Origin of the sequence: Kitasatospora sp. NPDC059462, assembly GCF_042749955.1 — a bacterium.
GTDB lineage: Bacteria > Actinomycetota > Actinomycetes > Streptomycetales > Streptomycetaceae > Kitasatospora.
This window is the reverse complement of the sequence record NZ_JBHYUU010000026.1, coordinates 15,697-32,718: the sequence shown is the minus strand read 5'-3', so window position 1 is coordinate 32,718 and position 17,022 is coordinate 15,697. Positions and strand designations below refer to the sequence as shown.

General features: G+C 73.1%; 17 protein-coding genes and 3 tRNA genes. 3 read left to right on the top strand and 17 right to left on the bottom strand.

All coding sequences use genetic code 11. The features are described 5' to 3' along the window. Nucleotides 1-96 precede the first annotated feature (96 nt). The 9 genes from rplL to ACFXAM_RS10230 all read right to left on the bottom strand — a co-directional run bounded on the left by rplL (nt 97) and on the right by ACFXAM_RS10230 (nt 6,610). A complete protein-coding gene (gene rplL / locus ACFXAM_RS10270; protein WP_380289416.1) occupies nt 97-483 on the bottom strand; it encodes a 50S ribosomal protein L7/L12 in 387 nt (128 codons plus the stop codon). Between the two features lie 90 nt (nt 484-573). Next, complete coding sequence (gene rplJ / locus ACFXAM_RS10265; protein ID WP_380289414.1) at nt 574-1,137, bottom strand: 50S ribosomal protein L10; 564 nt, start codon at nt 1,135-1,137, stop codon at nt 574-576. Nucleotides 1,138-1,514: 377 nt separating this feature from the next. Next, the gene (locus tag ACFXAM_RS10260; RefSeq protein ID WP_380289412.1) at nt 1,515-2,384 is read right to left on the bottom strand and encodes a hypothetical protein; all 870 of its coding nucleotides are present in this window, start codon (nt 2,382-2,384) and stop codon (nt 1,515-1,517) included. A 134-nt stretch (nt 2,385-2,518) separates the two neighbouring features. Then, nucleotides 2,519-3,364 (bottom strand): hypothetical protein, encoded by an 846-nt coding sequence (locus tag ACFXAM_RS10255; RefSeq protein ID WP_380289410.1) that lies wholly within the window; start codon nt 3,362-3,364, stop codon nt 2,519-2,521. 183 nt (nt 3,365-3,547) lie between these two features. Further along, complete coding sequence (gene rplA / locus ACFXAM_RS10250; protein WP_350542338.1) at nt 3,548-4,270, bottom strand: 50S ribosomal protein L1; 723 nt, start codon at nt 4,268-4,270, stop codon at nt 3,548-3,550. Between the two features lie 79 nt (nt 4,271-4,349). Continuing rightward, nucleotides 4,350-4,784: a 50S ribosomal protein L11 gene (rplK, locus tag ACFXAM_RS10245; protein ID WP_224278191.1), complete on the bottom strand. Its 435-nt coding sequence runs from the start codon at nt 4,782-4,784 to the stop codon at nt 4,350-4,352. 165 nt (nt 4,785-4,949) lie between these two features. Beyond that, complete coding sequence (nusG, locus tag ACFXAM_RS10240) at nt 4,950-5,846, bottom strand: transcription termination/antitermination protein NusG (protein WP_380289408.1); 897 nt, start codon at nt 5,844-5,846, stop codon at nt 4,950-4,952. A gap of 210 nt (nt 5,847-6,056) precedes the next feature. Then, a complete protein-coding gene (gene secE, locus ACFXAM_RS10235; protein WP_380289407.1) occupies nt 6,057-6,389 on the bottom strand; it encodes a preprotein translocase subunit SecE in 333 nt (110 codons plus the stop codon). Nucleotides 6,390-6,537: 148 nt separating this feature from the next. Next, nucleotides 6,538-6,610 (bottom strand) — tRNA-Trp (locus ACFXAM_RS10230). Nucleotides 6,611-6,868: 258 nt separating this feature from the next. On the opposite strand from ACFXAM_RS10230, the gene ACFXAM_RS10225 reads away from it, so the two are divergent. Together ACFXAM_RS10225 and ACFXAM_RS10220 are read left to right on the top strand one after the other, a co-directional pair. Further along, on the top strand, nt 6,869-8,116 hold the full coding sequence (locus ACFXAM_RS10225; protein ID WP_380289406.1) for a pyridoxal phosphate-dependent aminotransferase: 1,248 nt from the start codon (nt 6,869-6,871) through the stop codon (nt 8,114-8,116). Nucleotides 8,117-8,218: 102 nt separating this feature from the next. Continuing rightward, nucleotides 8,219-9,247: an adenosine deaminase gene (locus ACFXAM_RS10220; protein WP_380289405.1), complete on the top strand. Its 1,029-nt coding sequence runs from the start codon at nt 8,219-8,221 to the stop codon at nt 9,245-9,247. 39 nt (nt 9,248-9,286) lie between these two features. On the opposite strand, the gene ACFXAM_RS10215 is transcribed toward ACFXAM_RS10220, so the two are convergent. The 6 genes from ACFXAM_RS10215 to ACFXAM_RS10190 all read right to left on the bottom strand — a co-directional run bounded on the left by ACFXAM_RS10215 (nt 9,287) and on the right by ACFXAM_RS10190 (nt 11,834). Then, complete coding sequence (locus tag ACFXAM_RS10215; protein ID WP_380289404.1) at nt 9,287-10,333, bottom strand: UDP-N-acetylmuramate dehydrogenase; 1,047 nt, start codon at nt 10,331-10,333, stop codon at nt 9,287-9,289. Nucleotides 10,334-10,386: 53 nt separating this feature from the next. Next, nucleotides 10,387-10,809, bottom strand: a complete 423-nt coding sequence (locus tag ACFXAM_RS10210) for a MaoC family dehydratase (protein WP_380289455.1) — start codon at nt 10,807-10,809, stop codon at nt 10,387-10,389. A 5-nt stretch (nt 10,810-10,814) separates the two neighbouring features. Continuing rightward, a complete protein-coding gene (locus ACFXAM_RS10205) occupies nt 10,815-11,276 on the bottom strand; it encodes a MaoC family dehydratase N-terminal domain-containing protein (protein WP_380289403.1) in 462 nt (153 codons plus the stop codon). 120 nt (nt 11,277-11,396) lie between these two features. Continuing rightward, nucleotides 11,397-11,561 (bottom strand): 50S ribosomal protein L33, encoded by a 165-nt coding sequence (gene rpmG / locus ACFXAM_RS10200; protein ID WP_006604855.1) that lies wholly within the window; start codon nt 11,559-11,561, stop codon nt 11,397-11,399. Nucleotides 11,562-11,645: 84 nt separating this feature from the next. Further along, nucleotides 11,646-11,718: transfer RNA gene (locus ACFXAM_RS10195), tRNA-Met, on the bottom strand. A 43-nt stretch (nt 11,719-11,761) separates the two neighbouring features. Further along, nucleotides 11,762-11,834, bottom strand: a tRNA-Thr gene (locus ACFXAM_RS10190). Nucleotides 11,835-12,072: 238 nt separating this feature from the next. On the opposite strand from ACFXAM_RS10190, the gene ACFXAM_RS10185 reads away from it, so the two are divergent. Then, nucleotides 12,073-13,368, top strand: coding sequence for a hydrolase (locus ACFXAM_RS10185; protein WP_380289402.1), 1,296 nt, complete (start codon nt 12,073-12,075; stop codon nt 13,366-13,368). A 208-nt stretch (nt 13,369-13,576) separates the two neighbouring features. Here ACFXAM_RS10185 and ACFXAM_RS10180 read toward each other — a convergent pair whose 3' ends face one another. Continuing rightward, on the bottom strand, nt 13,577-14,254 hold the full coding sequence (locus ACFXAM_RS10180; protein WP_380289401.1) for a response regulator: 678 nt from the start codon (nt 14,252-14,254) through the stop codon (nt 13,577-13,579). Next, on the bottom strand, nt 14,251-16,878 hold the full coding sequence (locus ACFXAM_RS10175; protein WP_380289399.1) for an ATP-binding protein: 2,628 nt from the start codon (nt 16,876-16,878) through the stop codon (nt 14,251-14,253). The genes ACFXAM_RS10180 and ACFXAM_RS10175 overlap by 4 nt, the downstream gene beginning before the upstream one ends. Nucleotides 16,879-17,022: the final 144 nt, after the last annotated feature.

Genomic DNA, 17,022 nt, shown 5'->3' with positions numbered 1-17,022 from the left:
AAGGCCGGGCCGACCACCACAGGGGTGATCGGCCCGGCCCGGGCCCCCTCGGAGGGGGCTCAGAAGTGCCTCCCGGCCACTAGGGCCGGGGCGAAGTCACTTGACGGTGACCTTGGCGCCGGCGCCCTCAAGGGCGGCCTTGGCCTTCTCGGCAACGTCCTTGGCAACCTTCTCCAGGACCTTGGCACCAGCGGTGTCAACGAGGTCCTTGGCCTCCTTCAGGCCGAGGGAGGTCAGGGTGCGCACCTCCTTGATGACCTGGATCTTCTTGTCGCCGGCCGACTCGAGGATGACGTCGAACTCGTCCTGCTCCTCGGCAGCGGCCTCGGCGCCACCGGCACCGCCGGCAACGACGACGGCGGCGGCCGGGGCGGCGGCGGTGACGTCGAACTTCTCCTCGAAGGCCTTCACGAACGCGGCCAGCTCGATGAGGGTGAGCTCCTCGAACTGCGCGAGCAGCTCGTCCTGGGACAGCTTCGCCATGATTGGCGTCCTTCCACTAAATCGGCAGGTGGTGCCGGATGTACGGATTGGCGGGCGTACGGGCCCGCAGCGAGGCAGGGCCTCGGCCGATCACTCGGCCGCGGTCTCCTCGGCGGCGGGAGCCGGCGTACCGGCACCGCCCTGCTCGACCTTCTCCCGAAGCGCCTCGACCGTGCGGACGAGCTTCGAGGGCAGGGCCTGGAAGAGCGCGGCAGTCTGGGACTGCTTGGCCTTCATGGCACCCGCCAGCTTGGCGAGCAGCACCTCGCGGGACTCAAGGTCCGCGAGCTTCTTGATCTCGTCGGCGGACAGCGCCTTGCCGTCAAGGACACCGCCCTTGATGACGAGAGCGGGGTTCTCCTTGGCGAAGTCACGCAGAGCCTTCGCCGACTCCACCGGGTCACCGGTGACGAAGGCGACAGCCGTCGGACCGGCGAACAGGTCGTCGAGCTCCGTGATCCCGACCTCATTGGCCGCGATCTTGGTCAGCGTGTTCTTCACCACGGCGTACTGGGCGTTGTCACCCAGCGAGCGACGCAGGGTCTTGACCTGCTTCACCGTCAGACCGCGGTACTCGGTCAGCACGGCCGCGTTCGAGCCACGGAAAAGCTCCGTGATCTCGGCGACGGCAGCAGCCTTGTCGGGCCTAGCCATAGGCTTACGCCTCCTTCCGTGATGTCGAAGTCAGGCCGACCGCGAGAGTCGACCATTCGCGCCTCGGACCACCGGACGGAGGAAAGCCCCTGCGGAAAAGCAGATGAGCCCCGGTGCGCAGGCGCACGGGGCTCGGTGTGAACTCGACGGATCCACGTGCGGGGCACGCGACCCGGAGGTCAAAGCTCCAAACAGTCCTGCGCGGGCTGCCTGCGCATGAAGCACAGGTCCTTCGGTCGCGCACTCCCCATCGGGCGCACGGCGACAACCAGCGGTCTTTGGCTTCGGCAACAGTAACCGGAGGCCGCCGCCCGGGGCAAATCGCTCGCCCCGGACACTCCCCCCCCCCGGACGCCCCCGCGGCGGTGTGGGGGCGCTCAGCGGGCCAGCGGGGAGACGCTGCGGGTGCCGGTGTCCACGGTGTCCGCCTCCGCCGGGGCCTGCGCCGAGAGCGGGCCGCCGGGCTCGGTGTAGAGCACCGAGTCGTCCAGCCGGCCGCTGTCCCCCGTCCCGGTCCGGTCCATCCGGACCAGCTGGTCCTTGTCGTTCAGCCAGAGGTCCAGGGTGAGCGAGGCCGAGCCGCCGGGCGCCAGCGCGGTCCGCAGGCCCTCCCGGCGGGCCGGGGTGAGCTGGGTCTGCGCCGCCGCGTAGCGGGCCGCGTCGGTGGCCACCCGGTAGTGCTCGACGGCCGAGTCCTCCAGCTTCTCCTCGCCGACGTACTGGACGGTGATCCCGTCGGCGGTCGCGGCGGCCAGCGCCACCACCGGGTTGAGCAGGTCGATCAGCCCCGCGTACGGGGTCTCCCGGTGGCCGTCCGGCCCCGGCGGCCCGGCGAACCGCTCCCAGTGCTTGCCGCCCAGCCGGGCCGCGGTGGCCGCGTCGCCGCCCTCGTAGGCCACGGTGTCCACCACGATCAGCTGCTCGGCGGCGGCCGGGGTGGAACGTTTGACCTGGAGCGCGGTCTTCGGCTGCCAGAACAGCGGCCCGGAGCCGGCGTCCGCGCCCAGCCGGTAGCTCACCTTGGCCCGGCGGGCGGTCTGCATGGCCAGCTGGGCGGAGAGCAGCACCCCGTGCGGGGAGCGGTCGGTCGGCTTGGCCGGCCAGGTCGGCGAGGCGCTGCTGGGCGTCGGCGTCGGGGAGCCGGGCGCGCTCGTCGAGGAGGACGGCTCCGGGGCGCCGGCCGAGCTGCACCCGCCCGCCAGCACCGCGACGGCGACCACCGCCGCCAGCCGCTGCCGCACCGCCATCCACGCCTCCCCGAAGAAGTGCCACTGATCCGGCCGGACGCCCGCACGAGCCGCGGCGTCCGCTCCTGCCCACCTTGCCACCCGGCCTCCTCCGGCCCGATGGCACCCCCCGCCACTCGGCCGCACGGCCGCCCCTACGGCGTGCGGGCGGCGGAGGGGACCGCCGAGGGCGCGCCGGACGGCTCGGCGGCGGGGGGCGGCTCCGCGGACGGCTCGGCCGCGGGCTCGGCGCCCTCGGTGATGTCCGTGGTGGTCACCACCGCGCCGGTCGTGCCGCGGACGGTGGACCGCACCCGCAGCAGCCGGTCCCCGGGCGCCACCCAGAACTCGTAGTCGAGCGTCTCCACCCCGTTCCGCTCGTAGTAGCCCAGCACCTCGGTCAGCCGCGCCGGGCTCAGCCCCTCGTCGGCGCCGAAGTAGTCCGCCACCGACGCGGTGCCCCGGTAGTGCGCGACCGTCCCGCCGTTCAGCTCCTCGCCGCCGAGCGGGGTGAGCCGGCCGGCCAGCGCCATCGTGTGCGCCGGCCCGCCCGGGTTGGACAGCAGGTCGGTGATCCAGCCACCGGCCCAGCCGGCCGCCCCGGCCGCCGCCGGGTCCAGCGACTCCGCCCTGGACCGGTCCGCCGTCCTGGGCGCCGCTCCGGGGTAGCCGAGCTCCAGCGCGCCGTCCTGACTGTGCAGCCGCCCGGTGCCCAGCTCGTCGGTGACGGTCAGCTCGGCCGAGTCGCTGGCGCCCCAGGAGAGCGTCCCGTCGGCGCCGCGCCGCCCGGCCGGCCCCTCCCGGACCACCCGGACCCGGGCCCCGCCCGCGTCGTCCAGCCGCTGGGAGGCGGACAGCAGCACCTGCCGGGGCGGGCGCACGGTGGGCCGGTCGCTGATCGGGGTGCGGTCGCCGGACACGGCGAGCACACTGCACGCGGTCAGGCCGGCGGCGAGCAGCAGCAGGGCCGCTCCCTTGGCGGCGGGGCGGACGGCGGGCACGGCACACTCTCCGGCGGTTCGGACGGCGGCGGCCCCCTGGGCGGGGGCACGCGGGCGGACCGGGCGAGCGTACGACGGACCGGGCGGCCGTTCGCCGCGCCGGGGGTATCGATCGGGAAACGACGGCGGGCCCGCACCCCCGGCGAAGGGGGTACGGGCCCGCCGTACGGACGACGACTGCGATCAGACCGCGGCCGGGTCCTCCTCGACGAGGAGGTTGCGGGTGCGGTTCGGGTCCACCTGGATGCCGGGGCCCATGGTGGTCGAGAACGCGGTCTTCTTGATGTAGCGGCCCTTGGCGGCGGACGGCTTGGCGCGGAGCACCTCGTCCAGCGCGGCGGCGTAGTTCTCGACCAGCTGCTCGTCGGTGAAGGAGGCCTTACCGATGATGAAGTGGAGGTTCGAGTGCTTGTCGACGCGGAACTCGATCTTGCCGCCCTTGATGTCGTTGACAGCCTTGGCGACATCGGGGGTGACGGTGCCGGTCTTCGGGTTCGGCATCAGGCCACGGGGACCGAGCACGCGGCCGAGGCGGCCGACCTTGCCCATGAGGTCCGGGGTGGCGACGACGGCGTCGAAGTCCAGCTTGCCCTTGGCGACCTCGTCGATGAGCTCGTCGGCACCGACGATGTCGGCACCCGCAGCACGCGCGGCCTCGGCACGCTCGCCGGTCGCGAAGACCAGGACCCGAGCGGTCTTACCGGTGCCGTGCGGGAGGATCACGGTGCTGCGGACCATCTGGTCGGCCTTGCGCGGGTCGACACCCAGACGCATGGCGACCTCGACGGTGCCGTCGAACTTGCTGGTGCTGGTCGCCTTGGCGAGGCGGACGGCCTCAAGGGGGGCGTAAAGGCGCTCGCGGTCGACCTGGGCGTCCGCGGCCTTCAGGGCCTTGCTGCGCTTCATAGCTGCTCCTGAATGGTGATGGGAGTTGTGGTATTCACGGGCCAGCGCAGGCCCTACCACGGGGGACGAGAAGGGGTGATCAGCCCTCGACGGTGATGCCCATCGACCGGGCGGTGCCGGCGATGATCTTCTCCGCGGCGTCCAGGTCGTTGGCGTTCAGGTCGGGCATCTTGGTGGTGGCGATCTCGCGGACCTGGGCGCTGGTGAGCTTCGCGACCTTGGTCTTGTGCGGCTCGCTGGAGCCCTTCTCGATACCGGCGGCCTTCAGGATGAGGCGCGCGGCCGGCGGCGTCTTCGTGATGAAGGTGAAGGAACGGTCCTCGTAGACCGTGATCTCCACCGGCACGATCATGCCGCGCTGCGACTCGGTCGCGGCGTTGTAGGCCTTGCAGAACTCCATGATGTTGACGCCGTGCTGACCCAGCGCGGGGCCGACCGGCGGAGCCGGGTTGGCCGCACCGGCGTTGATCTGGAGCTTGATAAGCCCCGTGACCTTCTTCTTCTTGGGAGGCATGTCTCTCCGGGTCCTTCCGAGAGGTGATTGCTGGTGTGCGCCGAACCGGGGCGACACCCGGTCGCCAGCACACACATCGGACCAGGCTAACGCCTCGGCGTCGCTGGACCAAAACGGATTCGGGGCGGGGCCCACGGCCCCGCCCCGAATCCGAAGACCGTGGGACTAGTTCTTCTGGATCTGGTCGAAGGAGAGCTCGACCGGGGTCTCCCGGCCGAAGATCTCGACCAGGCCCTTGACCTTCTTCGAGTCGGGGTTGATCTCGTTGATGGTCGCCTGCAGGGTCGCGAACGGACCGTCGGTGACGGTGACCGAGTCGCCGACCTCGAAGTCGAGCACCTGGACCTCGACCGGGCGGACCGGGGAGGCCTTGCCCGCCTCCTTCGCGGCCTGGCGCTCCACGTCGGGGGCGAGCATCTTGACGACCTCGTCCAGGGTCAGCGGGTACGGGTCGTAGGCGTTGCCGACGAAGCCGGTGACACCGGGGGTGTTGCGCACGACGCCCCAGGACTCGGGGGTGAGGTCCATGCGCACCAGGACGTAGCCGGGGAGCTTGTTCTGGCGGATGGTCTTGCGGTCGCCGTTCTTGATCTGGACGACCTCCTCCTGCGGCACCTCGGCCTGGAAGATGTACTCCTCGACGTTGAGGGAGACGGCGCGCTGCTCCAGGTTCTGCTTCACCCGGTTCTCGTAGCCGGCGTAGGTGTGGATCACGTACCACTCGCCCGGCATGAACCGCAGGTCCTCGCGGAACTTGGCGACCGGGTCGACCTCCTCGGCCGGCTCGGCGGCGGCCTCCTCCTCGGCGACGGCCTCGGCCGCCTCCTCGGTCTCGCCCTCGGTCTCGTCCTCGTCGGACTCCACGTGCAGCGCGGCCTCCTCGGCCGACTCCCCGGCCGCGGCCTCGTCGGCCGCCTCGGCCTCGTCCTCGTCGGCGTCGACGGCGTCCACGATCTGCTGCTCGTCGGTCTCGACGTCGTCAGCCAGCTCGGCCGCGTCCTCGGCGGCGACATCCGCCTCGCGGACGGTCTCGTCGGCGTCGTACAGGGGGGACTCAGACACGGTGGCTGCTTCTTTCCTGGAGATGGTGAAGGTGGCGCGCTCCGCGACGGACCGGCGACGCTCCGCTCACGCGGTCGCCGGAAGTTCGCCTCGGAGACTTCAACAGTACCGAGTCAACGGTAGCGGCCTCGTCCCGCCGACGCAGACAGCTCGACCCGGGCCGAGGAACGGCCCGGGTCGGGGAAGCTGTTTCGAAGGTGAACGGCTGCGTCAGCCGAAGATCCAGAGGGCTGCCTTGGAGAAGCCGTAGTCGAGACCGGACACGAAGGCCATCACGATCACGACGAACACGACCACCACGGTGGTGTAGCTCACCAGCTGGTTGCGGGTCGGCCAGACGACCTTGCGCAGTTCGGCGATGATCTGCCGGTAGAAGAGGGCGAGGCGGGCGAACGCGCCCTTCTTGGCCCGCTTGCCGGACTTCTTGTCGCCAGAGCGCTTGCGACGCGACTCGCCCTCCGCGGGCGTGGTCTCGGCAGCGCCGTCGGTCCCCTCGGGGTTGCCGCTCTCAGGCGTTGCGGTGGAGCCCGTGGTCTCCGTCACTCGTCCTCACCTGAATCCGGGTCCTGCCGAGCGTCGACTGCGTACCCCGAAAAGGCACGAGCGGCCGGCTAACGGTGCTGATCGGCGCCCTCTCCGCATCAAGCCCGCTCGCTCTGTGGAGCGAACGGGCTGAATACGGATCAAGCAGCAGGGCAAGAGGGACTTGAACCCCCAACCGCCGGTTTTGGAGACCGGTGCTCTACCAATTGAGCTATTGCCCTACGGAACCTCGCGGCCCCAGTAGCGACCACCAACCTACCGCATCTTCCGTCGATCTCCGTACAGGTTCTGTACGGCGGCGGAGGCTCCGGTTCGTTCGGTGGCCGTCGAGCAGTGAGTGTACGTGGTCGGAGGGCGTTTGGTCGAACCTCTTCTTTTCCGGTCGTGGCCCGGGCCGCGCCGGGCCGCCATGTGGACGGCCCCGTACATATGGTGAAACCGCCATGCCCGGCCCGTGTGCGGTCTGCGACCATGCAGGCATGAGCGCTTCCACCCCGCAGCCCGACAGTTCCGTCCGCCCCGCCGACCGCCGCGTCTCGGCCCGGATCGGCGCGATCGCCGAGTCCGCCACCCTCGCCGTGGACGCCAAGGCCAAGGCCCTCAAGGCGGCCGGCCGTCCGGTCATCGGCTTCGGCGCCGGCGAGCCGGACTTCCCCACCCCGGACTACATCGTCGAGACGGCCGTCGACGCCTGCCGCGACCCGAAGAACCACCGCTACACCCCGGCCGGCGGCCTGCCGGAGCTGAAGGAGGCGATCGCGGCCAAGACGCTGCGCGACTCCGGCTACGCGGTGGACGCCTCGCAGGTCCTGGTGACCAACGGCGGCAAGCAGGCGATCTACGAGGCGTTCGCGGCGATCCTCGACCCGGGCGACGAGGTCATCGTCCCGGCGCCGTACTGGACCACCTACCCGGAGTCGATCCAGCTGGCCGGCGGCGTGCCGGTGGAGGTCGTGACCGACGAGACCACCGGCTACAAGGTCTCGGTCGAGCAGCTGGAGGCCGCCCGCACCGAGAACACCAAGGTGGTCCTCTTCGTCTCGCCGTCCAACCCGACCGGCGCGGTCTACACCCGGGCCGAGGCCGAGGCGATCGGCCGCTGGGCGCTGGAGCACGGCCTGTGGGTGCTCACCGACGAGATCTACGAGCACCTGGTCTACGGCGACGCGGAGTTCACCTCGCTGCCGGCCCTGCTGCCCGAGCTGGCCGACAAGACCGTCGTGGTCAACGGCGTCGCCAAGACCTACGCGATGACCGGCTGGCGGGTGGGCTGGGTGATCGGCCCCAAGGACGTGATCAAGGCCGCGACCAACCTGCAGTCGCACGCCACCTCCAACGTCTCCAACGTCGCCCAGCGCGCCGCCCTGGCCGCCGTCTCCGGCGACCTCTCCGCCGTCCACGAGATGCGCACCGCCTTCGACCGGCGCCGCCGCACCATCGTGAAGATGCTCAACGAGATCGACGGCGTGGTCTGCCCCGAGCCCGAGGGCGCGTTCTACGTCTACCCGTCCGTCAAGGCCCTGCTCGGCAAGGAGATCCGCGGCAAGCGCCCGCAGACCTCCGCCGAGCTGGCCTCGCTGATCCTGGACGAGGCCGAGGTCGCGGTCGTCCCCGGCGAGGCCTTCGGCACCCCCGGCTACCTGCGGCTCTCCTACGCGCTGGGCGACGCCGACCTCGCCGAGGGCGTCGGCCGCATCCAGAAGCTGCTGGCGGAGGCCCGCGACTGAGGTCGTCAAGCCACGGTTGACCGGACCGCCCTCTTTCCACCCCTTCGGGGGACGGGAGGAGGGCGGTTCCCGTAGCACCCCCCGATACGGCAGGATTCGTGAATGGAACGCCTGCTGAACCCGCGAGACGTCAGGGACCTCCCGAAGGCCCACCTGCACCTGCACTTCACCGGCTCGATGCGCCCGGCCACCCTGCTCGAACTGGCCGACAAGCACGGGGTCCGGCTGCCGGAGGCGCTCAGCTCCGGCGAGCCGCCCGAGCTGCGGGCCACCGACGAACGCGGCTGGTTCCGCTTCCAGCGCCTCTACGACACCGCGCGCTCCTGCCTGCGCGACGAGAGCGACATCCGCCGGCTGGTCCGCGAGACCGCCGAGGACGAGCGGCGGGACGGTTCCCGCTGGCTGGAGATCCAGGTCGACCCGACCTCCTACGCGCCCCGGCTGGGCGGTCTGATCCCCGCCCTGGAACTGATCCTGGACGCGGTGGACGACGCCGCCGCGGCCACCGGGGTCGGCATCCGGGTCCTGGTCGCCGCCAACCGGATGAAGTCCCCGATGGACGCCCGGACCCTGGCCCGGCTCGCCGTCCGGTACGCCGACCGGGGCGTGGTCGGCTTCGGCCTCTCCAACGACGAGCGGCGCGGCCTGGCCCGCGACTTCGACCGGGCCTTCGACATCGCCCGCAAGGGCGGGCTGCTGGCCGCCCCGCACGGCGGCGAGCTGGCCGGCCCGGAGTCCGTCCGGGACTGCCTGGACGACCTCGGCGCCGGCCGGATCGGCCACGGCGTGCGGGCGGCCGAGGACGAACGGCTGATGCAGCGGCTGGCCGACCGTCAGATCACCTGCGAGGTCTGCCCGTCCTCCAACGTCTCGCTCGGCGTCTACGAGCACGCCGAGCAGGTCCCGCTGCGACGGCTGTTCGACGCCGGGGTGCCGCTCGCGCTCGGCGCCGACGACCCGCTGCTGTTCGGCACCCGGCTCGCCGCCCAGTACGACCTGACCCGTGACGTGCTGGGCTTCTCCGACCAGGAGCTGGCCGAGCTGGCCCGCCAGTCGGTGCGCGGCTCGTGCGCGCCCGAGAGCGTGCGGAAGGAACTGCTGGCCGACATCGACGCCTGGCTGACCGCCTGAGCCGCCGGCCACGGGGCCGGGACGCGCCCCGCGGCGCGCCTAGAGGCGGACGCCCACCAGCACCGGCTCGTTGACCAGCTCCACCCCGAAGGCCGCCCGCACGCCGTCCCGGATCTCCCGGGCCAGCGCGAGCAGGTCCTCGGTGGTGGCGGCGCCGCGGTTGGTGAGCGCCAGGGTGTGCTTCGTGGAGAGGGTCGCCGGGCCGCTGCCGTAGCCCTTGCCGAACCCGGCCTTGTCGATCAGCCAGGCGGCCGAGGTCTTGGTGCACCCGTCCGGCGCCGGGTAGGCGGGGGCGGTCAGCTCGCGGCCGGCGGCCACCGCCAGGAAGGCGGCGTACTGCTCGGCGCTCAGCACCGGGTTGGTGAAGAAGGAGCCGGCCGACCAGGTGTCGTGGTCCGCGGCGTCCAGCACCATGCCCTTGCCGGCCCGCAGGCCGAGCACCGCGTCGTGCGCCTCGCGCAGGCCGACCCGTTCGTCCTGGGCCACCCCGAAGTGCTTGGCGACCTCGGCGTAGCGGACCGGGGTGGAAAGACCGCCGGCGTCCTCCAGCGCGAAGCGGACCCGCAGCACCACGTAGCGGTCCGGCTCCGCCTTGAAGCGGCTGTGCCGGTAGGAGAAGGCGCAGGCCTCGTTGCCAAGGGTGACGGTCGTGCCGGAGCGGCGGTCGTAGGCGACCACCTCGGTGACCGTCCGGGCGACCTCCTGGCCGTACGCGCCGACGTTCTGCACCGGGGTGGCACCGGCCGAGCCGGGGATGCCGGCCAGGAACTCGATGCCGGCCAGGCCCGCGTCGACGGTGCGGGCCACCGCGTCGGCCCACACCTCACCGGCCGCCAGCTCCAGCGCGGTGCCGTCCAGGTCGAAACCGGTGGTGGCGATCCGCAGCACGGTGCCGGGGAAGCCGGCGTCGCCGATCACCAGGTTGGAGCCGCCGCCGATCACCAGCAGCGGCTCCCCCGCCGCGTCCGCTGCGCGGACGGCGGCGATCACCTCGTCGTCGGTGTGCGCGGTCACCAGGCGGCGGGCCGGGCCGCCGAGCCGCAGGGTGGTCAGCGGGGCGAGGGGGGCGTCGAGTTCTTCCAGCACGCCCCCCAGCGTACGGGGGCCGGGTCCGCGGCCCCGCCCGGGCCGGGGCGCGCTCAGGCCAGCCGGACGACCGCCCGGGACATGCCGAGCACCTTCTGGCCCGCGTAGGTCGCGACCAGGTCCACCTGGACCCGGTTGTCGTCGAGCAGCTTGGCGACCTTGCCGGTGACCTCGATCACCGAGCCGACGCCGTCGTTGGGCACCGGCACCGGACGGGTGAACCGGACGCCGTACTCGACCACCGCGGCCGGGTCGCCGACCCAGTCGGTCACCACCCGGACCGCCTCGGCCATGGTGAACATGCCGTGCGCGATGACGTCGGGCAGGCCGACCTCCAGGGCGAACTTCTCGTTCCAGTGGATCGGGTTGAAGTCGCCGGAGGCCCCCGCGTACTGCACCAGGGTGGCGCGGGTCACCGGGAAGGACTGCGCCGGCAGCTCGGTGCCGGCCTCCACCTCGTCGTAGCGGACCGTCATCGGGCTCACTCCCCCGTCTTCTCGTCGGCGGCCCGGGCCACCAGGGTCATGACGGACGTCACCACGTGCTCGCCGGACTCGTCCGCGATCTCGCCGCGCACGGTGAGCACGTCGTTGCCGGCCAGCGACTTGATGTTGTCCACGGTGACGGTGACGGTCAGCCGGTCACCGGCCCGCACCGGGCGGGTGTAGGCGAACTTCTGGTCGCCGTGCACCACCCGGCTGTAGTCGAGGCCGAGCTCCGGGTCCTGGACGACCTGGGCGGAGGCCCGCATGCTGAGCACGATCGGGAAGGTCGGCGGGGCGATCACGTCCGGGTGACCGAACGCCTTGGCCGCCTCGGGGTCGGTGTACGCGGGGTTGGCGTCCCCCACGGCGACGGCGAACTCACGGATCTTCTCGCGGCCGACCTCGTACGGTTCGGTGGGCGGATACGTCCGCCCGATGAAGGAGGGGTCGAGTGCCATCGGCGGAGCTCCTCGGAAACGCGGTGGACAAACGAAAAAACTCCGGGCCGCAACCCAGTGAGGGATGCGGCCCGGAGTCGTAGACCTGAATTCACACAGGCCCGGCGCCCTGCGACAGGGTCAGCGGGTCTCGCGGTGCGCGGTGTGCGAGTTGCAGCGGGGGCAGTGCTTCTTCATCTCAAGACGGTCCGGGTCGTTACGCCGGTTCTTCTTGGTGATGTAGTTCCGCTCCTTGCACTCCACGCAGGCCAGCGTGATCTTCGGGCGGACGTCGGTGGCAGCCACGGGAGTGCCTTCCTTGGACAATGAATGAGAACACAGACAAGAGTAGCCGACCGGGAGTGCGATCTCCCGACCGACTACGCGGGGTAGCGGTGACCGGACTTGAACCGGTGACACAGCGATTATGAGCCGCTTGCTCTACCAACTGAGCTACACCGCCACAGTGATCCGGAGCACGGCCGAAGCCGACTCCTTCTCACCAGAGCCCCCATGCGGAATCGAACCGCAGACCTTCTCCTTACCATGGAGACGCTCTACCGACTGAGCTATAGGGGCGAACGAGGAAGAGATTACACGTTCCGCGCCCAGAGGTGAAATCCGTATCCGGCGGCGAAGTCCGCAGGTCCGCGGCGCGCACGGCCGGTCGATCGAAGGCCGGGCGTTCGACCGGCCCCCGCGGCCGCGGCCCGACCCGATACGACTATTGCCCGCCTCCCGGCACCCCGGGGCCTCCCCCCGTAGGCTCGGCGCTCATTGACGCCAGCAGGAGCCGGACGCGAGAAGGAGCCGGGCGATGGACAGCGCAGCCGCCGACGGACCGCAGCCCGGATCCGGACCGGCCGCCAACCCGCTCGGGCACGGACCCGTCCTGCTGCTCACCGGAGCCAGGCTGGCGGACGGCCGGGTGGTGGACGTGCGGATCAGCGGGGACCGGATCCAGGCGGTCGGCACCGCCGGCGGACTCGGCCCGCTGCCCGCCCTGCCCGGCGCCCCCACCGTCACCACCGGGGCCCGGATCGACCTGCGCGGCTACCTGCTGCTGCCGGCCCCGGCCGAGGCCCACGCGCACTACGACGTCGCCTTCTCCGCCGCGCTGCCCGCACCGCCGCCGGAGACGTCCACCGACCTCACCCGGCGGGTCACCGAGGCCGCGCTGACCTCGCTCGGCTACGGCGCGACCGCCCAGCGCACCCACGTCCGGATCGGCGACGTGCACGGACTGCGCCGGCTGGAGGCGGTGCTCACCGCCCAGCAGGCGCTGCGCGGCCTCGCCGAGCTGCAGGCGGTGGCGATGCCCCGGCTGCTCACCGGCCGGGCCGGGGCGGACGGCCGGGCCCAGCTGCGGGAGGCGCTCAAGCTCGGCGCCACCGCGGCCGGCGGCTGCCCCGAACTGGACCCGGACCCGGCGGGCTACGTCCAGCTGCTGCTGGAGGCCGCCCGGGAGGCGGACTGCCCGGTGGACCTGCACACCACCGCCGCCGACCCGGGCCGGCTGGCCCGGCTGGCCGGCGCGCTCGCGCCGCTGCGGCCCCGGGTGGTGCTCGGGCCCTGCGGCTCGCTCGCGCCGGGCGCCTCGACGGTGCTGGCCAATGCCGGGGTCCGGGTGGTCTGCCTGCCGCAGAACGGCGGCTGCGCGGGGCTGGAGGGGCTGGGGCCCGACCCGGCCCCCGGGCCGCGGGCGGCACTGCTGCGCGAGCTGGTGAAGGCCCGGGTGCCGCTGGTGGCCGGCAGCGGATCGCTGCGGGACGGCGCCAACCCGGTCGGGCGGGCCGACCCGCTGGAGGCCGCGTACCTGCTGGCGGCGGGCGGCGTGCTGGACGTCGAGGGCGCGTACGACGCGGTGTCCAACCAGGCGCGGCTGGCACTCGGGCTGCCGCCGGTGCGGGTGGACGCCGGTTTCCCGGCCGAGTTGCTGGCGGTGCGCGGGGACAGCCTGGCCGGGGCGCTGGCGGGCGGGCACAGCCGGCTGGTGGTGCACAGCGGACGGGTGGTCAGCCGGACCAGCGCGGTGCGCGAGTTCGCCGACACGGTGGCGCTGGCGCTCCCCCGGCAGTCGGACGGCACGGACGGACGCGGGCCGAACGAGTGATCGGGGCGCGCGGCATCGGTACCGCGCGCCCCTCCCCCACCCTCGGCCGCCGCAGCGGCGGAGCGGCGCCCCGGCATCCCCCACACGGAGCGGGACGCCGCTTCCTCACCGCTGACGCTACGCCCGCGAACGGGCGCTTCCGGCGGCCCTTGACGCCCCGTTGCCGCCGGGGCGGCCGCTCCTGACGGCTCGTTGACGCCCGGGACCCTCAGGGCTCGTAGCGGTAGCCGATCCCCGGCTCGGTGATCAGGTGGCGCGGCCGGGCCGGATCGCGCTCCAGCTTGCGGCGCAGTCCGGCCAGGTAGACCCGCAGGTAGTTGCCGCGCCGCTCCTGGGCCGGCCCCCAGACCTCGCGCAGGATCTGCCGCCCGGGCACCAGCCGGCCCGGGTTGGCCAGCAGCAGGGCGAGGATCCGCCACTCGGTCGGGGTGAGCCGCACCGGCCCGCCGGGACCGGTCACGGTGGTGGCGGCGAGGTCCACCGTGTGGTCGCCGATCACCGGCGCGGGCGCCGCCGGGCCGGCGAACGGCGGGCGGCGCAGCACGGCCCTCAGCCGGGCCAGCAGTTCCTCCATCAGGAAGGGCTTGGTGAGGTAGTCGTCGGCCCCCGCGTCCAGCGCGTCGACCTTGTCGGCGGCGCCGCAGCGGCCGGACAGCACGATGATCGGCACCGCGCTGCGGCGGCGCAGGCCGCGCAGGACCTCCATGCCGTCCAGGTCGGGCAGGCCGAGGTCGAGCAGGACGGCGTCGGGGCTGCTGCGCGCGGCGCGGTCCAGGGCCTCGCCGCCGGTGGCGGCGGTGCGCACGGCGTACTGCCGGGCGCCCAGGTTGATCCGCAGGGTGCGCAGCAGCGCGGGCTCGTCGTCGACGACCAGGATCTCGCTCATGCGGGGGCCTCCCCCTCGGACAGCGGTTTCGCGGCGGGCAGGGTGAGCAGCATGGTGGTGCCGCCGCCGGGGGTGTCCTCGACCTCCAGGCTGCCGCCCATCGCCTCGGCCAGGCCGCGGGAGAGGGCGAGGCCGAGGCCGACGCCCTGGGTGTTGTCGGTGTCGCCGAGGCGCTGGAACGGCAGGAAGACCCGGTCGCGGTCCTCGGGGGCGATGCCGGGGCCGCGGTCGATCACCCGCAGTTCGACCCGCTGGGCGTGGTGGCTGGCGGCGACCAGCACGGGCGCGCCGGGGGCGTTGTGCCGCAGCGCGTTGGTGATCACGTTGGCGAGCACCCGCTCCAGCAGCGGCGGGTCGGCGAGGACGGGCGGGGCGCTCTCCAGGTCGAGCGGCTGGACGGGCGCGTAGGGGTCGGCGAGCGAGTCGAGGGCGCGCGGCAGGATCTCGTCGAGGTGGGTCTCGGCGAGGTGCAGGGTGAGGGCGCCGGCCTGGAGGCGGCTCATGTCGAGCAGGTTGTCCACCAGCCGGGTGAGTCTGACGAGGGATTCGTCGGCGGTGGCGAGGAGTTCGGCGCGGTCCTCGGGGGAGAACTCGACGTCGGGGCTGCGCAGCGAGCCGACCGAGGCGAGGGCGGCGGCGAGCGGGGTGCGCAGGTCGTGGCTGACGGCGGCGAGCAGGGCGGTGCGCATCCGGTCGGCGGCCTTGATCGGTTCGACCTCGGCGGCGACCACGGCGAGCCGGTCGCGTTCCAGGGCGGCGGCGACGTGCGCGGCGAAGGCGGTGAGGACGCGCTGGTCGGCGGCGGGCAGCCGGCGGCCGGTGAGGACGAGGACGGCGTCGGCGCCGACCGGGACCTCGGTGGTGGCCAGGGCCTGTCCGGGTCCGGTCCCGTGGCCGTCCCCGCCTCCCCCGCCGCCCGCGCCGGCGTCGCGGCCGTCGTCACCGCCGCCGTCGCCGTCCCCGTCGCCGTCGGGGGAGGCGCAGGAGGCCAGCACGTCACCGCCGGTGCGCTCCAGCAGGGCGACGGTCCGCATGCCGAAGGCGGTGCGGGACTTCTCCAGCAGGGCGGGCAGCGCGTCGGCGCCGCGCAGCACGCTGCCGGCCAGGGTGGAGAGGGTCTCGGCCTCGGCGGTGGCCCGGGCGGCCCTGGCGGTGAGCCGGGCGGCGTGGTCGACCACGGTGGAGACGGTCAGCGCGACGGCGGCGAAGACCACCAGGGCGATGATGTTGTTGGTCTCGCCGATGGTGAAGTCGTGGACGGGCGGGATGAAGAAGTAGTTGAGCAGCACCGAGGCGACCAGCGAGGCCACCAGCGCGGAGGTGGCGCCGCCGAGCAGGGCGACGGCGACCACGCCGAGCTGGAAGATCAGCGCGTCGGTGGTGAGGTTGACGCTCCCGTGGGCCTGCGAGAGCAGCGCGGTCAGCAGCCAGGGCACCACCAGGCCGGCGAGGAAGCCGGCGACGGTGCGCCGCCGGGAGTGGCGGCGGCCGAGGGCGGGCAGCCGGCCGCGGCCGGTGAAGGCGTGGGTGACCATGTGGACGTCGATGTCCTCGGAGGCGTCCACGGTGGTCTCGCCGATGCCCGGGCCGGTGAGGAAGCGGGCGGTGCGGCCGCGCCGGCTGGTGCCGAGGACGAGCTGGGTGGCGTCGTGGGCGCGGGCGAAGGCGAGCAGCGCGGTGGGGATGTCGTCGCCGACGACCACGTGGTAGCTGCCGCCGAGGGTCTCCACCAGCTGCCGCTGCTGGGCGAGCGTGCCGGAGGAGGCGCCGGCCAGGCCGTCGCTGCGGGTGACGTGGACGGCGAGCAGGTCGCCGCCCGCGGTGCGGTCCGAGATGCGGGCGGCGCGGCGGATCAGCGTCTCGCCCTCGGGGCCGCCGGTGAGGGCGACCACGACGCGCTCGCGGGTCTCCCAGACCCGGTCGATGTCGTGGCTGGCCCGGTAGTCGCGCAGGCCCTCGTCGACCCGCCCGGCGACCCAGAGCAGGGCGAGTTCGCGCAGGGCGGCGAGGTTGCCGACCCGGAAGTAGTGGGAGAGCGCGGCGTCCACCTTCTCCGCCCGGTAGACGTTGCCGTGGGCCATCCGGCGGCGCAGCGCCTGGGGGGCCATGTCGACGAGTTCGATCTGGTCGGCCCGGCGGACCACCTCGTCCGGGACGGTCTCGCGCTGCGGGATGCCGGTGATCTTGCGGACCACGTCGTTCAGGGATTCCAGGTGCTGGACGTTGACGGTGGTGATGACGTCGATCCCGGCGTCCAGCAGTTCCTCGACGTCCTGCCAGCGCTTGGCGTTGCGGCCGCCGGGGATGTTGGTGTGGGCGAGTTCGTCGACCAGGACGACGGCGGGCCGGCGGGCCAGCACGGCGTCGAGGTCCATCTCCTCGAAGTCGGTGTCCCGGTAGGAGCGGTGGGCGCGCGGCAGGACCTCCAGGCCGTCGAGCATGGCCTCGGTGTGCCGGCGGCCGTGGCACTCGATCCAGCCGACGACGAGGTCCGCGCCGCGGTCCCGTCTGCGCCGGGCCTCGTCCAGCATCCGGTAGGTCTTGCCGACACCGGGGGCGGAGCCGAGGTACACCCTCAGCCGGCCGCGTCGGTGGCCGGTGCCGGGGGTGAGGTCGCGGGCCATGGGCGCTGCTCTTTCGTTCTGCGTCGGTAGGGGGACACGGACGGGGGGGCGGGCCGGGCGGGGGGGGGGGCCCCCCCGGCGGCCGGCGGCGCCGCCTCGGCGGGGGGCGCGTAGTGAGAAATAAACAGCCCCACGACCAGAATG

Bases quoted from the DNA above. Each gene is read 5' to 3' on its own strand.
- rplL (WP_380289416.1), bottom strand. From the start codon at position 483: ATGGCGAAGCTGTCCCAGGACGAGCTGCTCGCGCAGTTCGAGGAGCTC.
- rplJ (WP_380289414.1), bottom strand. From the start codon at position 1,137: ATGGCTAGGCCCGACAAGGCTGCTGCCGTCGCCGAGATCACGGAGCTT.
- ACFXAM_RS10260 (WP_380289412.1), bottom strand. From the start codon at position 2,384: ATGGCGGTGCGGCAGCGGCTGGCGGCGGTGGTCGCCGTCGCGGTGCTG.
- rplA (WP_350542338.1), bottom strand. From the start codon at position 4,270: ATGAAGCGCAGCAAGGCCCTGAAGGCCGCGGACGCCCAGGTCGACCGC.
- rplK (WP_224278191.1), bottom strand. From the start codon at position 4,784: ATGCCTCCCAAGAAGAAGAAGGTCACGGGGCTTATCAAGCTCCAGATC.
- ACFXAM_RS10225 (WP_380289406.1), top strand. From the start codon at position 6,869: ATGAGCGCTTCCACCCCGCAGCCCGACAGTTCCGTCCGCCCCGCCGAC.
- ACFXAM_RS10220 (WP_380289405.1), top strand. From the start codon at position 8,219: ATGGAACGCCTGCTGAACCCGCGAGACGTCAGGGACCTCCCGAAGGCC.
- ACFXAM_RS10210 (WP_380289455.1), bottom strand. From the start codon at position 10,809: ATGACGGTCCGCTACGACGAGGTGGAGGCCGGCACCGAGCTGCCGGCG.
- ACFXAM_RS10205 (WP_380289403.1), bottom strand. From the start codon at position 11,276: ATGGCACTCGACCCCTCCTTCATCGGGCGGACGTATCCGCCCACCGAA.
- ACFXAM_RS10185 (WP_380289402.1), top strand. From the start codon at position 12,073: ATGGACAGCGCAGCCGCCGACGGACCGCAGCCCGGATCCGGACCGGCC.
- ACFXAM_RS10180 (WP_380289401.1), bottom strand. From the start codon at position 14,254: ATGAGCGAGATCCTGGTCGTCGACGACGAGCCCGCGCTGCTGCGCACC.
- ACFXAM_RS10175 (WP_380289399.1), bottom strand. From the start codon at position 16,878: ATGGCCCGCGACCTCACCCCCGGCACCGGCCACCGACGCGGCCGGCTG.